The sequence below is a fragment of the Xanthomonas sp. 4461 genome, from assembly GCF_024806475.1.
GTDB lineage: Bacteria > Pseudomonadota > Gammaproteobacteria > Xanthomonadales > Xanthomonadaceae > Xanthomonas > Xanthomonas arboricola_F.
Genome location: NZ_JANTYV010000002.1, coordinates 992748 through 1006553, shown reverse-complemented (window position 1 = coordinate 1006553; position 13806 = coordinate 992748). Strand labels below are relative to the sequence as shown.

At 65.1% G+C, this 13806-nt stretch carries 10 protein-coding genes and 4 tRNA genes; 7 read left to right on the top strand and 7 right to left on the bottom strand.

Features of this window, described 5'->3' with window-relative positions; genetic code table 11:
- Nucleotides 1-26: 26 nt before the first annotated feature.
- The 5 genes from ppx to FHY19_RS12055 form a co-directional block, all read right to left on the bottom strand.
- Nucleotides 27-1547 carry an exopolyphosphatase gene (gene ppx / locus FHY19_RS12075; RefSeq protein ID WP_259153943.1) on the bottom strand — a complete coding sequence of 507 codons (1521 nt, stop codon included), beginning with the start codon at nucleotides 1545-1547 and terminating at the stop codon, nucleotides 27-29.
- A gap of 63 nt (nucleotides 1548-1610) precedes the next feature.
- Nucleotides 1611-3713: a polyphosphate kinase 1 gene (ppk1, locus tag FHY19_RS12070; protein ID WP_259153948.1), complete on the bottom strand. Its 2103-nt coding sequence runs from the start codon at nucleotides 3711-3713 to the stop codon at nucleotides 1611-1613.
- A gap of 121 nt (nucleotides 3714-3834) precedes the next feature.
- Complete coding sequence (gene phoR / locus FHY19_RS12065; protein ID WP_259152858.1) at nucleotides 3835-5163, bottom strand: phosphate regulon sensor histidine kinase PhoR; 1329 nt, start codon at nucleotides 5161-5163, stop codon at nucleotides 3835-3837.
- A 75-nt stretch (nucleotides 5164-5238) separates the two neighbouring features.
- Complete coding sequence (gene phoB, locus FHY19_RS12060) at nucleotides 5239-5928, bottom strand: phosphate regulon transcriptional regulator PhoB (protein WP_002806631.1); 690 nt, start codon at nucleotides 5926-5928, stop codon at nucleotides 5239-5241.
- A 177-nt stretch (nucleotides 5929-6105) separates the two neighbouring features.
- Nucleotides 6106-7752 carry a M48 family metalloprotease gene (locus tag FHY19_RS12055; protein ID WP_259152869.1) on the bottom strand — a complete coding sequence of 549 codons (1647 nt, stop codon included), beginning with the start codon at nucleotides 7750-7752 and terminating at the stop codon, nucleotides 6106-6108.
- A gap of 149 nt (nucleotides 7753-7901) precedes the next feature.
- Here FHY19_RS12055 and grxC point away from each other — a divergent pair, with 149 nt between their 5' ends.
- The 3 genes from grxC (at nucleotide 7902) to FHY19_RS12040 (ending at nucleotide 10135) form a co-directional block, all read left to right on the top strand.
- Nucleotides 7902-8207 (top strand): glutaredoxin 3, encoded by a 306-nt coding sequence (gene grxC / locus FHY19_RS12050; RefSeq protein WP_259152870.1) that lies wholly within the window; start codon nucleotides 7902-7904, stop codon nucleotides 8205-8207.
- On the top strand, nucleotides 8204-8599 hold the full coding sequence (locus tag FHY19_RS12045) for a carboxymuconolactone decarboxylase family protein (protein WP_259166286.1): 396 nt from the start codon (nucleotides 8204-8206) through the stop codon (nucleotides 8597-8599). The genes grxC and FHY19_RS12045 overlap by 4 nt, the downstream gene beginning before the upstream one ends.
- A 528-nt stretch (nucleotides 8600-9127) precedes the next feature.
- Nucleotides 9128-10135 (top strand): isocitrate dehydrogenase, encoded by a 1008-nt coding sequence (locus tag FHY19_RS12040; RefSeq protein WP_259166285.1) that lies wholly within the window; start codon nucleotides 9128-9130, stop codon nucleotides 10133-10135.
- Between the two features lie 117 nt (nucleotides 10136-10252).
- Here the strand turns inward: FHY19_RS12040 and FHY19_RS12035 are convergent, their stop codons facing one another.
- Entirely contained in the window at nucleotides 10253-11014 is a 762-nt protein-coding gene (locus FHY19_RS12035) for a Bax inhibitor-1/YccA family protein (RefSeq protein WP_259166284.1), read from the bottom strand.
- A gap of 151 nt (nucleotides 11015-11165) precedes the next feature.
- On the opposite strand from FHY19_RS12035, the gene FHY19_RS12030 reads away from it, so the two are divergent.
- The 4 genes from FHY19_RS12030 (at nucleotide 11166) to FHY19_RS12015 (ending at nucleotide 11629) form a co-directional block, all read left to right on the top strand.
- A tRNA-Pro gene (locus FHY19_RS12030) sits at nucleotides 11166-11242 on the top strand.
- A gap of 42 nt (nucleotides 11243-11284) precedes the next feature.
- Nucleotides 11285-11361 (top strand) — tRNA-Arg (locus tag FHY19_RS12025).
- Between the two features lie 32 nt (nucleotides 11362-11393).
- A tRNA-His gene (locus tag FHY19_RS12020) sits at nucleotides 11394-11470 on the top strand.
- Between the two features lie 83 nt (nucleotides 11471-11553).
- Nucleotides 11554-11629, top strand: a tRNA-Lys gene (locus tag FHY19_RS12015).
- A 270-nt stretch (nucleotides 11630-11899) separates the two neighbouring features.
- On the opposite strand, the gene FHY19_RS12010 is transcribed toward FHY19_RS12015, so the two are convergent.
- The gene (locus FHY19_RS12010; RefSeq protein ID WP_259166283.1) at nucleotides 11900-13162 is read right to left on the bottom strand and encodes a lipase family protein; all 1263 of its coding nucleotides are present in this window, start codon (nucleotides 13160-13162) and stop codon (nucleotides 11900-11902) included.
- Nucleotides 13163-13806 lie beyond the last annotated feature (644 nt).

Here is a 13806-nt window from a genome sequence, read left to right as displayed (position 1 = left end):
CCGATTCCCGCCTGAGGCCGCAGGCCTCAGGCCACAAACGGTTTGAACGCGATGCCCAGGCCGGCCATGCTTTCGACTTCGCCGATCAGGTCGGCGCGCAGCAGCGGGCGCGAATCGATCCAGCTTTGCGACAGGATCAACGACAGCCGCGTGTCGTCGGCGGTGAGTTCCAGTGTCGGGATCGGGTCCGATTCGTGCGCACGGTGCAGCAGCACTGCCAGCCGCAGCAGCGCGGCCTTGCGGCGGGTGGGCAGCAGCAACCGGTCCGGCAGCGCATCGAAGGCGGTCTTGGGGACGTTGCGCCGGTGCGTGCGTACCAGCGCTGCCAGGACCTGCTGTTCCTGGCGCGAAAAACCGGCGATATCCGAATGTTCCAGGATGTAGCTGCCATGCACGTGATACTGGCTGTGCGCGATGATCAGCCCCAACTCGTGCAGGCGTGCGGCACGCCGCAGTACCTGCGCATCGTCGCCATCCAGATGCCAGGATTCGCAGACCTGATCGAACAGGCGGCAGGCCGTGGCTTCCACGCGCTGCGCCTGCACCTCATCGATGCCGTAGCGCTGCACCAGCGAGGCCACCGAGCTGTCGCGCGGGTCGTTTTGGCCGCCGCGGCCGAGCATGTCGTACAGGATGCCTTCGCGCATCGCGGCCTTGCTGACCATCAGCTTCTCCAGCCCCAGCGCCTGGAAGGCCGCTTCGAGCACCAGGATTCCACCGGCGATGATCGGCCGCCGCTCGGCCGCCAGGCCGGGCAGCTGGATGTCTTCGATGCGCTTGGCCTTGAGCAGCTCATCGCGCAGCGCCGGCAGCGCCTGCGCGGTGATCGCCCCCTTGGTGAGCTTCATCGCCGCGCAGATTTCGCCGATCGCCTTATGCGTGCCGGACGAACCGATCGCTTCATGCCAGCCCAGCGCCTTGTATTGGCCGGCGAACTGCTGGAATTCGGCACCGATCTCGGTCAGCGCATCCTTCCATTTTTTCTTCGACAACTTGCCGCCCGGGAAAAATCGCCGCGTGCTGGCAATGCAACCGGCCTGCAGGCTTTCGCGTTCCAGGGTCTGGAAGCCCTGGCCGATGATGAATTCGGTCGAGCCACCGCCGATGTCGATCACCAGCCGGCGTTGATCGGGCTTGGGCGGTTGCGCATGGGTCACGCCCAGATAGATCAGCCGCGCTTCCTCGCGCCCGCTGACCACTTCGATCGCATGCCCCAGTGCAGTTTCCGCCGGCATCAAAAAAGCTTGCGGCGAGCGCAGCTGACGCACCGTATTGGTCGCCAGAGCGCGCACGCGCAGCGAGGGAACTTCACGGATGCGTTGGCCGAAGCGTGCCAGGCATTCGAGCGCACGCTGGCGCGCTTCGTTGGACAGACCGCCCTTGCCATCCAGGCCGTCGGCCATGCGCACGGTTTCGCGCAGGCGATCGACGACGCGCAGCTGACCCATCAGGTAGCGCGCAATGACCATGTGGAAACTGTTGGACCCTAAGTCGATGGCGGCAAGAAAATCGCCATCGCGCAGGGGCGGAATCGTGGGGGAGGGCATTGGCATGGCCGCATGGTAGCCGATGGGCGGTTGGCCACGTGAGAGCCCACGGCCCTCGCGTTCTCAGATCCGATCGAGCAAGGTCATCTGCGCCGAATGGGCCGGCTCGCCAGGGCCGGGGGTGCGCTTGTGGTACACGCCTTCGGCATCCAGTTCCCAGGCACTGACGTTGTCGTCCAGGTAGTTCTGCAGCACTTCGCGATAGACGCGCCTGGCCAGATCCGGTTCCAGGATCGGGAAGCAGGTTTCCACGCGGCGCAACAGATTGCGTTCCAGCCAATCGGCGCTGGCGCAGTACAACTCGGCCGCGCCGTCGTTGCCGAACCAGTACACGCGGCTATGTTCCAGGAATCGCCCCACGATCGAGCGTACGCGGATATTGTCGGACACGCCGGGCACCCCGGGCCGCAGCGTACAGGCGCCGCGCACGATCAGGTCGATCTGCACACCGGCTTGCGAAGCGGTGTACAGCGCACGCACGACTTGCGGCTCGTTGAGGGCATTCATCTTGGCGATGATGCGGCCCGGGCGGCCGTTGCGGGCCAGCCGCGTTTCGCGCTCGATCCGCTTCAACACGCCGGCGTGCAGGGTGAAGGGCGATTGCAGCAACTGCTCCAGCTTCATGCGCGGGGCCAGCCCGGACAATTGCTGGAACAGCATGTGCACATCGTTGCCGATTTCCACATCCGCCGTGATCAGGCTGATGTCGGTATACAGCCGCGCGGTGCCGCTGTGGTAGTTGCCGGTGCCCAGGTGCACATAGCGTTTGAGCTTGCGTCCCTCGCGCCGCACGATCAGCAGCATCTTGGCGTGCGTCTTGAAGCCGACCACGCCATAGACCACCTGCACGCCGGCTTCCTGCAGCTTGTCGGCCAGGCCCAGGTTGGCCTCTTCGTCGAAGCGCGCGCGCAGCTCCACCACCACGGTGACGTCCTTGCCGTTGCGCGCGGCAAGGATCAGCGCATCGACGATCAGCGAATCCTTGCCGGTGCGGTACAGCGTCTGCTTGATCGCCAGCACGTTCGGGTCGACGGCCGCCTGGCGGATGACGTCCAGCACCGCGGTGAACGCATCGAAGGGGTGGTGCAGCAGCACATCGCCCTTGCTGACGATCTGGAAGATGCCCTCGCTGTCGCGCAGGGTGCGCGGGTTGAACGAGGGGTACTTGAGTTCCGGGCGCTGCACCAGGTCGTAGACCTGGGTGACGCGGCTCAGATTGACCGGCCCGACGATGCGATACACCGCGTTCTCGTTCAAGCCGAAGTTCTGCAGCAGGGTGCGCATGATCGGCGCCGGGCAATCGTGCGCGATCTCCAGCCGCACCGCCGGCCGGTAGCCGCGCGTGACCAGTTCGTCGCGCAATGCCAGTGCCAGGTTTTCGACTTCCTCTTCGTCCACCACCAGCTCGGAATTGCGGGTGACGCGGAACTGGTAGGAGCCTTTGACCTGCATGCCCGGGAACAATTCGTCCACGAACTCCGACAGCACCGAGGACAGGAACACGAAGCTTTGCGCGCCCTCCGGCGACAGGCTGGCCGGCAACTGGATGATGCGCGGCAACGAGCGCGGCGCACGCACGATGGCCAGATGGCCGGCGCGCCCGAACGCGTCCTGACCTTCCAGCACCACCACGATGTTCAGTGTCTTGTTGAGAATCTTCGGAAACGGGTGCGCCGGGTCCAGGCCCAGCGGCGACAGCACCGGCATGATCTCGTTGCGGAAGTAGGCGCGCAGCCAGCGCTTCTGGCGCGAGGTCCAGGTCGCGCGGCCAAGCACGGCGACGCCGGCCTCTTCCATCGCCGGGCGCAGCACGTCATTCCACGCGTGGTACTGCTGCTCGACCAGCTTGGCCGCGCGGTCGTGCACGGCGTTGAGGATGGCCGTGGGGCTCAGGCCGTCCGGTGCCGGCGGCAGGCCGAACTCCTGCGCGTGCCGCACGGTGGCGGCGCGAATTTCGAAGAACTCGTCCAGGTTGGTGCACGAGATGCACAGGAACCGCAGCCGTTCCAGCAGCGGCACCTGTTCGTCCAGCGCCTGCGCCAGCACCCGGAAATTGAAGTCCAGTTGCGACAGTTCCCGGTTGATGTACAGCGCCGGATCCCGCAAGGGATCGGTGGCGATGTCCTCGGAAGGTGTGACGTCGTGCAGTTGTTTGGCGTGGCCCATGGAGTCGGTCATCAAGACGGATTGGTGTGCGGTGTTGCCGCGTGCGCGCTGCGGTGCAGCGCGTGCAACGGACGTTGCGCGGGTACAGGCGCTACACGCGTCGACGCGCACTGCCTACATATCACGCCAAGCGTGACAGTGGCAGGGACTGTTCGCGCTGCACGACGCGTGCGGCCACAAAATGACACGAGAATTCGCTGCCGCGTCCCACTTCGCTTTCGATCTCCAGCCGTGCCTGGTGCAGGCCCAGGATATGCTTGACGATCGACAGCCCCAGCCCGGTGCCGCCGCTCTCGCGCGAGCGGCTGCTGGACACGCGGTAGAAGCGCTCGGTAATGCGCGGCAGATGCGAGGCGGGAATGCCGTAGCCGGTGTCGCGTACCGCCAGCGCCGCGCCGTCGCCCTCGCGCAGGAAGCGGATCGTCACCGTGCCGCCCCCGGGCGTATAGCGCACCGCATTGGTCACCAGGTTGGAAAACGCGCTGTGCAATTCCTTGTTGGAACCGAGCAGATCCACGCCGGCTTCATCGATCACTTCCACCGTGTGGCGGCCCTGGCTGTGCGCCTCGGCCTCGCGGCGCAAGGTCGAAAGCATCGGCGCCATCGCCACGTTTTCTTCGCCGAGCTCTTCCTGCGATTCCAGCCGCGACAGGGTCAGCAGGTCCTCGACCAGCTGCGCCATGCGCTGCGACTGCTTGCGCATCTCCGCCAGCATCGGGCCAGAGTCGGGAAAGTCCTCCGGGTCGAGCATGTCCAGGTAGCCATGCACCACCGTCAACGGCGTGCGCAGCTCGTGCGACACGTTGGCCACGAAATCGCGACGCACCTGTTCCAGGCGCAACAGCTTGCTGACATCGCGCGCCACCAGCAGCCAGTAGTCGTCGGAGTAGGGGATCAGGCGCAGATTCAGGCGCAGGTCCGGGTCCACCGGCGAGGCCGCATCCAGCATCGGCTCGGCATTGCGACCGGCCGCCAGCCAGTGGGCAAGCGGCAATGGCTGCAGGCGTTCCACCACCGACACGCCCATATCGCCAGGATGATGCAGCCCGAGCAGGCCGCCGGCCGCCTTGTTGAACCACTGCACGCGCTGGCTGTTGCGGTCCACCACCACCACCGCATCCGGTAGCGCCTGCGCCGCGGCGCGATAGGTGCGCAACATGTCGATCAAGCGCCGCTTGCGTCCGCGCATTTCGGCCTGGCTGCGATACAGCAGCCGATCCAGTTCGTTCCAGGCGCCGACACCGGCGGCAGGCTCGGCACGCTGGCGCGCGGTGAGCCGGCGCAGCACTTGCCGCAGCCGCCAGTAATGCCAGCTCAGCACCCCCAGCGCGGTGAGCGTCAGCGCCATCCACACATGCCCGATCAGCACGCCCACCACGACGGCAGCGCCCAACAACAGCGCAAGGGTGCCGAGCGTCTTGAGCCAGGCGGAACGGATATGTTGAGGCATGGAAGGCGTTACCACGAAGCGTCAGGTAGGCAGGCGACCCGGCCGATCGGCGGCCGGGTCGCGGTGCGGCATGTACTAGGTTGCCGACGAAAAACGATAGCCCGAGCCGCGCACGGTCTGCACCATGTTTTCCAGGCCGAACGGTTCCAGCGTCTTGCGCAGGCGGCGGATGTGCACGTCGATGGTGCGCTCTTCCACATACACGCTGCCGCCCCAGACATGGTCCAGCAGTTGGGTGCGCGTGTACACGCGCTCGGGATGGGTCATGAAGAAGTGCAGCAGCCGGTATTCGGTCGGGCCGATCGGCACCGGCGCATCGCCGGCAAACACCCGGTGCGCGGCGCCATCGATGCGCAGGCGGCCCACGGCCACGCTGCCGTCCTCGTCGTCCTCGCGGGTGCGGCGCATCACCGCCCGGATACGCGCCAGCAGCTCGCGTGCCGAGAAGGGCTTGACCACGTAGTCGTCCACGCCCGCTTCCAGCCCGCCGACACGGTCGTTCTCTTCGCCACGCGCGGTCAGCATGATGATCGGGATCTCCCGGGTCAGCTGTTCCTTGCGCCAGCGCCGCGCCAGATCCAGCCCGCTGGTGCCCGGCAGCATCCAGTCCAGCAGGATCAGGTCGGGCACGCGGTCGGCGATGGCGGTCTGCGCCTCGCGCGCGTCGCCAGCATGGATGGGCTCGAACTCGCCTTTGCGCAGCGCGAACGCCACCATGTCGCGGATCGCGGGTTCGTCATCGACGATCAGAATGCGTTTCTGCACGCGGGGCTTACCGTCTGGCTTTGGTGATCGCCAGTAGACTACGGTTTTGTGACTTTAATGTGACATGGCGGGCGTTGCCTCCTGCCAGGCGGTCATTCTGTGAAGCGGACTGAACCGCTTCAGGCGCGGTGAAGCCAGGCGCAGCATGCCGCGCGATGCGTATTCGCGGACCCGATGTCACTGCGTGGACAGATCCGGGTCGCGGATACCTTGACGACGCAGTTCCAGCACGGTCGGCGTGATTGCGGCAATCCGCGCATCCACACGCGCCCGTGTCACATAGTCCAGGTCCTTCTTTTTCAGCGCCTCCAACTGGATCAGGGCCTGCTCCGGGCGCCCGTTCAGGGACGCCGATTCGGCATAGGCCTCGCTGGCCCGCAGATGATCGCCGGCGAGCTCACAGGCGCGGGCGTAGGTCTGTTGCAGCAACGGATCCTCGCCGCTGCGGTAGAGCAGGGGCTCCAGCACCTGACGCGCGCGCTGACCGGATTCCTTGCTGGCTTGTTCGTTGAGCGCGCCGGCATAGGTCAGCGCCACCGCACGGTTGTTCGGCAGCCGCTTGAGCAGCGCATCGAAGCGGGCGTTGGCTGCCTCGCGCTGGCCCACGCGCGCCTGCGCCTCGCTCAGGCCCAGCGCCAGCCACAGGTTGTCCGGATGCGCTTCCAGCAGGCCGGCCAGCTCGGCCACCGGTTCGCTCGGCCGGCTCCCGCTGTTGCGCAGTTGCGCCAGCGCCAGCCCGTAACGCTGCGCATCGGTCAGGCCCTGCTTGGCGCTACGGCGCAGGTTTTCGTATTCGCGAATGGCCGCATCGGGCGTGCTCGCACTGAGCACGCGCAGGCGCTCCTTGGCCCAGTCGAAACCCTGTTGGTCGCCGCCACGGCTCAGCGCATCCACCGGCAATCGCAGTGCATACGGCAGCAGCGCGTTACCGTTGCGGCTCAACGGCTCCGACAACGATGGATCGGCCGGGTCCACGCGCTCCTGGCGCGTTCCGCCCGGCACCGAGGTGGTCAGCACCACGGTGTTCTTCTTCATCTGCTCGGCGCGCGCCTTGGCCTCGCTGATGCGGGTGGTGGTCACCGGGTGGGTCTGCAGGAAGTCCGGTGCGCTGTAGCCGCCCTCGTTGGCGCGCATCGCAACCGACATGCGCTCGAAGAAGCCGGCCATCGCGTCCACGTCGTAGCCGCTGCGGACCAGCGTGCGGATGCCCAGCCGGTCGGCCTCCGATTCGTTGGAGCGGGTGTAGTCGATCTGGCGTTGCTGCATCAGCCCCATCGCACTGGTGATGGTGGCCATGGTGGCATCGCCCTTGGAATTGCCGCCGGCCTGCTGCGCCGCCACCACTGCCGCCAGCATGCCGAGCAGGATCGGGATCTGGTCGCGCTGGGCGCGTTCCACCCCGCGCAGCACATGCTGCTGGGTGACGTGGGCGATTTCGTGCGACAGCACCGCGGCCACTTCGTCCTCGCGCTCGGCGGTCAGCACCAGCCCGGCATTGACCGCGATATAGCCGCCCAGCGTGGCGAACGCATTGATCTGGCGGTCGCGCAGCATGAAGAAGGTAAAGGGCTGCTGCGGTTGGTCGCTGTTGGCGCCGAGCCGGGTACCCATGGTCTGCAGCCAGTCGCCGATCAGCGGGTCGTCCAGCACGTAGTCGTAGTTGCGCAACTCGGCCAGCATCATCTTGCCGTACTCGGCCTGACGGGCCGGAGTCAGCAGCTCGCCAGCCGACGAGCCGATATCGGGCAGGCGACTTTCCTGCGCAGGTGCCACGCCCATGGCGAGGGCCAGGGTGAGGGCGGTAGCGAGCGGAAGCAGGCGCAAGTGGAACTCCCAGGTGGTGCGCGGAGCATGCGGGCAGCGCAGCGCAGCGGCGTGAATCGGCAATTAATCCACAGTGTTGCGGTGACGACATGGAAATTCCAGTCGCCCGCTACCATGTGTCAGACCTCAAACCCACCACGGAGTTTCCCGTGAGCCAAGACACCAACGTGCAGGATGCGGCCACCGGCCCGCAGATCACCCTGTATTCCACCGCCATCTGCCCGTATTGCGTGGCGGCCAAGAATTTCCTCAAGAGCAAGGGCCAGACCTGGACCGAGGTGCGGATCGACCTCGACCCGGCCGAGCGCGACAAGATGGTCGCCCTGGCCCGGCGCACCAGCGTGCCGCAGATCTTCGTCGGCGACGTCCATGTGGGCGGCTACGACGACATGATGGCCATGCATCGCGCCGGCAAACTCGAACCGCTGTTCGCCGCCGCAGGCGGTCAGGCATGAGTGCTTCCGACGACGGTAGCGCCGATCGCCTGCGCGAGTTCACGCAATTCCGCCAGCGCATGAACCAGCGCATCCTGGCCGAGCCCAATCAGGTCGTACGGCGTTTTTTCGCGCTGGACACCCAGACCTACCAGGCCGGCGCACTGGACGTGAAGACCAAGGAGTTGCTCGGCCTGGTCGCCTCGATGGTACTGCGCTGCGACGACTGCATCAGCTACCACGTGGCGCAGTGCAAGGAAGCAGGCGTCACCCGTGAAGAGTTCTTCGAAACCTTCTCGGTCGGTCTGGTGGTCGGCGGCTCCATCGTGATCCCGCACCTGCGCCGCGCGGTGGATTTCCTCGATCAGCTCGAAGGCGGCGCACAGCCTCCCGAGCAGCATGCGCATGCCTGATGGACACCCGTAGGCGGCTGATTGGCCAGTGCCGGTCAGGATTCGGGATGGGGAGTGGGGATTCGTAAAAGCAGGTCACGCGCCGCCGTTGAGGCGGCGCGTCCCGTTTTGGCAATGCGCTCGGGTTGCCAGCCGAGAGGGGCTGGGTTGTCTCCTGGCCGCTTGCGGACCTGGCGGCCTGTCGATGAGGGCGCCTGACTGCCGTTGCGATGGCGATAGCCGTCCGATAGGTGCGATCGCATCCGGATGGGCGTTGGCGGATCTGGCCGCCTAGGTCCCTCGCTCCGCGGCGTCTTGCCGGCAGCGTTTGGCCGGGCGGCCTGGAGCGCACGACCGCCGTCGCGCTGCTGAATCGCCTGCTGCAGCAGCAACGCGCTCGCCCTTGCCGGCGAGCCGCGATGCCTTAGACCAAGGTCGGTTTGGGCGCCGTCACCGGCATCGGGCATAATTGCCGGTGAAACCTCCTTGCGCCGCTTTGCCGGGTTAACGGCTGGCGCTCCCCCCTTTCAAGTTCGGAAACCCAACGTTATGACGCAGACAATCACGGTCATCCGCGGCGACGGTATCGGCCCGGAGATCATGGATGCCACGCTGTTCGTGCTCGACGCGCTGCAGGCTGGCCTGACCTACGAGTACGCCGACGCTGGCCTGGTCGCGCTGGAAAAGCACGGCGATCTGCTGCCCGAGTCCACTCTGGCGTCGATCACCAAGAACAAGGTGGCGCTGAAAAGCCCGCTGACCACGCCGGTCGGCGAGGGCTTCAGCTCGATCAACGTGGCCATGCGTCGCAAGTTCGACCTGTACGCCAATGTGCGTCCGGCCAAGTCGTTCCCCAACACCAAGTCGCGTTTCGCCGATGGCGTTGACCTGATCACGGTGCGCGAGAACACCGAAGGCGCTTACCTGAGCGAAGGCCAGGAAGTCTCGGCCGACGGCGAAGTGGCCGTTTCCGGCGCCCGCGTCACCCGCAAGGGCTCCGAGCGCATCGTGCGCTACGCCTTCGACCTGGCGCGCGCCACCGGCCGCAAGAAGGTCACCGCGGTGCACAAGGCCAACATCATCAAGTCGACCTCGGGCCTGTTCCTGAAAGTCGCTCGCGATGTCGCCACGCAGTACCCGGAAATCGAGTTCCAGGAAATGATCGTCGACAACACCTGCATGCAGCTGGTGATGCGTCCGGAGCAGTTCGACATCATCGTGACCACCAACCTGTTCGGCGACATCATCTCCGACCTGTGTGCGGGTCTGGTTGGTGGCCTGGGCCTGGCCCCGGGCGCCAACATCGGTGTCGATGCGGCGATCTTCGAAGCCGTGCACGGCTCGGCGCCGGACATCGCAGGGCAGGGCAAGGCCAACCCGTGCGCGCTGCTGCTGGGCGCCGCGCAGATGCTGGACCACATCGGCCAGCCGCAGAACGCCGAGCGCCTGCGCGAAGCGATCGTCGCCACCCTGGAAGCCAAGGACGCGCTGACCCCCGACCTGGGCGGCACCGGCAACACCATGGGCTTCGCCAAGGCCATCGCCAGCCGCCTCTGAGCGACATCGCTACAGCAAAAAGACAAAAAGAAAGGGCGCCCAGGCGCCCTTTCTTTTTGCTCGAAACCCGGATGCTCGAGGAACCGCTGTTGCGAATCCCGAATCCCGAATCCCGGCTCAGTTGCGCGACTGCAGCTTCGACAGCAAGCGCAGGAACTCGATGTACAGCCACACCAGCGTCACCATCAGGCCGAACGCGCCGTACCACTCCATGTGCTTGGGCGCGCCGTGCTCGACGCCGCTTTCGATGAAGTCGAAGTCCAGCACCAGGTTCAGCGCGGCCACCACGACCACGAACAGGCTGAAGCCGATCCCGATCAGACCCGAGTCGTGGATGAAGGGAATGCGCACGCCAAAAAAGCCCAGCACGATGGTCGCCAGATACACCAGCGCAATGCCGCCGGTGGCGGCCACCACGCCCAGTTTGAAGTTCTCCGTGGCCTTGATCATGCCGCTGCGGTAGGCGAACAGCAGCGCGAACATGGTGCCGAAGGTCAGCAGCACCGCCTGGAACACGATGCCGTTGAAACGCGCCTCGTAGACCGCCGAGATCGAGCCCAGGAAGAAGCCTTCCACCAGCGCGTACAGCGGTGCGGTGACCGGTGCCCAGGTCGGCTTGAAGCTGGTCGCCAGTGCGAACACCAGCCCGCCGATCGCACCGGCGATCATGTACAGGCGTGCTGCCGGTAGCGGCATGCCGTCGGCACCGATCGATTGCGACCAGGCGAAGGCGGCAGTGAGTACCGCCATCAGCAACAGCAGGCCGGTCTTGTTGACGGTGCCGTTGAGGGTCATCGCCTGACCATCGCGGGTGACCACCGAGCCGGAGCCGAGGTCGAGGAACGTGGATTCCCGAAGGGCCGGGTTACCGCTACGCATAGGTGTTCTCCATGAAGGTGGTGCTCGCCGTATGGGTGAGCGTTGCAGCGAGGATACCGGATCGCCCGATTTACACGGAAATGATTGACAGCGAGGCCAATCGTTCCCAAAATAGCCGACCTTTCCAGCCTTCGGGATGGAAGGGTCCCGCCGGGGTATAGCGCAGTCTGGTAGCGCGCCTGCTTTGGGAGCAGGATGTCGGGGGTTCGAATCCCTCTACCCCGACCATTCCGAGCTCTTGACGGCGTGGGAATGCGAAGTTCGGTCCGGGCGCCCGTAGCTCAACCGGATAGAGCACCGGCCTTCTAAGCCGGCGGTTACAGGTTCGAGTCCTGTCGGGCGCGCCATCGGCGGTACGGTAGGAAGCAGGTTTTCAGTGGTGGCTGTAGCTCAGCTGGTTAGAGTACTGGATTGTGATTCCAGATGTCGGGGGTTCGAGTCCCCTCAGCCACCCCACTGATAGCAAGAAAGTTTGACCCGATGCGTCGCGGGTGTTGCAACGAAGCAAAAAAGCGCATATCATGCGCGACTCAGTTTCAGGGCCGTTAGCTCAGTTGGTAGAGCAGTTGACTCTTAATCAATAGGTCCAAGGTTCGAATCCTTGACGGCCCACCAGACAGGCAGCCACTCAGCGAAAGTTGAGTGGCTGTTTTTCTTTGTGGCAAGCGCTGGTGCAAGTGGCGCTGCAACCGTGGTGTCGGCATGGACGCGCGCCCTTGTCTCTGCATCGATCGCATGACATGCGCCACGCTGTCGCGCGCGGTCGATAGGTCCCAGGCAGTAGCTGCCCGGATGTTGCAACGGACCGACCGACGAGTGGCGGCAGTGTCCTGCGCGCCGTCCGCCGTGGTCTCATCCTGCGTCCGTGGCGCCGTGCGCCTGCCGCTAGCGCTGCTTGTCGAGCAGTTGCTGGCGCACCGCGATGATGCAGCTCTCCTTGGTCAACAAGTGCTCGAGCGCGCTGTTGTCTGCGCGATTGCCGCTGCCCAGATCCACCACCGACACCTGCGTGCTGCCGCGTTGCTTGAATGCAGCGATGGCAGTGGTGGCGTTCTTCAACGGCACCGTGGCGTCATTGGAAGAGCCGCAGAGCAGCGTGCGGGTGCGCGGTGTCCAGTCCAGCAGATCGTTGCGGGCAAGATCCTTGCGGAAGGCGTTGTTCGGGTTGCGCGCAAAGTCGTTGTAGAAACTCGGCTGGAAGTAGCTGCGCACCTTGTCGATGGTTGGCAGCGAATCGCCGAGCGCCAGGTCGGTCAGGTCATGCGTGCCGGGGAAGAGCGCTTCGACCTTTCCGGCCCACGGGTCCTGGAAGACCTGCGACGGCGCCAGATAGAGGTTCTGGTAGGCGTGCTGCATACCGACCAGTGCGTAGGTTGCCAGCACCAGTCCGAAGCTGCTTTCGCCTACCGCGTTATGCCCGCTCCAGCTGTCCAGGAAGCTCTGGCTGAGCGCGTAAGGCCCGGAAATCGGTGCGCTGGCAACCAGGTTGAACTCCTTGGAGAAATGCGCCTCGATTTCGCGCTGGGTTGCCATCGCGGCGTGTCCGCCTTGCGAGTACCCCGCGAGCATGACCTTGCCCGACAGCGGCGTGTTCAAGCGTGTCAGCACCTGCCGTGCGGCACGCATCGCGTCGATACTTGCACTGGCTTCGCTGGCGGCATGTAGATACGGATGGAAGGCATAGTTGGATTTGCCCAGTCCCAGGTAATCGGTGCTCACCACCACATAGCCCTGGCCGGCGAGCCGGGTGACCAACGGGTCATCGCCCTTCGCGTCGCGAATTTCCTTCGCCTGTTCTGCAGTGCGTAGTGGTTCGGTGCCCTGGTCCCAGCCAAGCAGGGGATAGGGTCCGTTGCAGGTTGCGCCGCCCGGCACCAGCAACACGGCCGACGCGGTGGCTGGCTCTCCGTGCACGCCGATCGTTGCATAGGTGATTTCGGCAACGCGGACATCGCATCTGGGCTGCTCGGCGGCCTTCTCGTCGGGCAGCAACGCGGCAAGCGCACTGCGCGTATAGCTGGTGAGGAAATTGCTGTTGAGCAAGGTACCTCGTGCGGGCGATGCCAACGCCATCACGGGTAACAGCGCCAGGGCGGTTGCAATGGCGGTAAACAGGCCGGACGACTTGCGAAGGTGTGTCTGAACCATGATGCATTTCCTCAGCGAGGTTGCCCCGTGACCGGGGTGTTGGGGATTGGCAAGGCGCTTGACGGTGATGTCGGTCGATAGCAAGACACGATGTTTCTTGACTGCCATACGTGTGCACTGTTCGCGACCGCAGTCGGCGACGAGCCATTGCCACGCGCTGGTCGTGAATGTTCGATGGCGGTGTGGCCGATATGGTGGTAGCCAGAAATGCCGGGACGTTCGGGTCGCCAGACTATGGGCTTGTGGATCGGGCAAGGATTCCGCATCCGCGAAGCGCGCACTCCCGGCGCGAACGCGAGATGCTCGGGTCACCCCATCGCCGGGATGTGTTTATCGAGTAGTGGCTACGCCAGGAAATGTGGGGTCGATAGCCGACCAATGCAGATGCGCTGCATGTAAGTGCATATGGGCATGCGAGCGACGCCAGCGACGACGTTGCATCGGCGCGTATCAGCAATTCGATCTGGATCGGCGCTTTGCCGGCAGTTTTCCGAAGCGAGCGCTGCATGCAGAGGCCGCATCGCGTACCGATGCAGCAGCGACGGTCATCAGGCAGAGCTGTCGGAATAGTCGGTCATCAGGCACGCGCAGATCGATAAGACAGTGCTCTGACCGATGGATTGCACGCATCGGCACCATCAAGT

Coding starts and splice junctions, on each gene's coding strand:
- phoR (WP_259152858.1), bottom strand. CDS start 5,163: ATGCCTCAACATATCCGTTCCGCCTGGCTCAAGACGCTCGGCACCCTT.
- FHY19_RS12045 (WP_259166286.1), top strand. CDS start 8,204: ATGAGTGCTTCCGACGACGGTAGCGCCGATCGCCTGCGCGAGTTCACG.
- ppx (WP_259153943.1), bottom strand. CDS start 1,547: ATGCCCTCCCCCACGATTCCGCCCCTGCGCGATGGCGATTTTCTTGCC.
- FHY19_RS12010 (WP_259166283.1), bottom strand. CDS start 13,162: ATGGTTCAGACACACCTTCGCAAGTCGTCCGGCCTGTTTACCGCCATT.
- FHY19_RS12035 (WP_259166284.1), bottom strand. CDS start 11,014: ATGCGTAGCGGTAACCCGGCCCTTCGGGAATCCACGTTCCTCGACCTC.
- FHY19_RS12040 (WP_259166285.1), top strand. CDS start 9,128: ATGACGCAGACAATCACGGTCATCCGCGGCGACGGTATCGGCCCGGAG.
- ppk1 (WP_259153948.1), bottom strand. CDS start 3,713: ATGGGCCACGCCAAACAACTGCACGACGTCACACCTTCCGAGGACATC.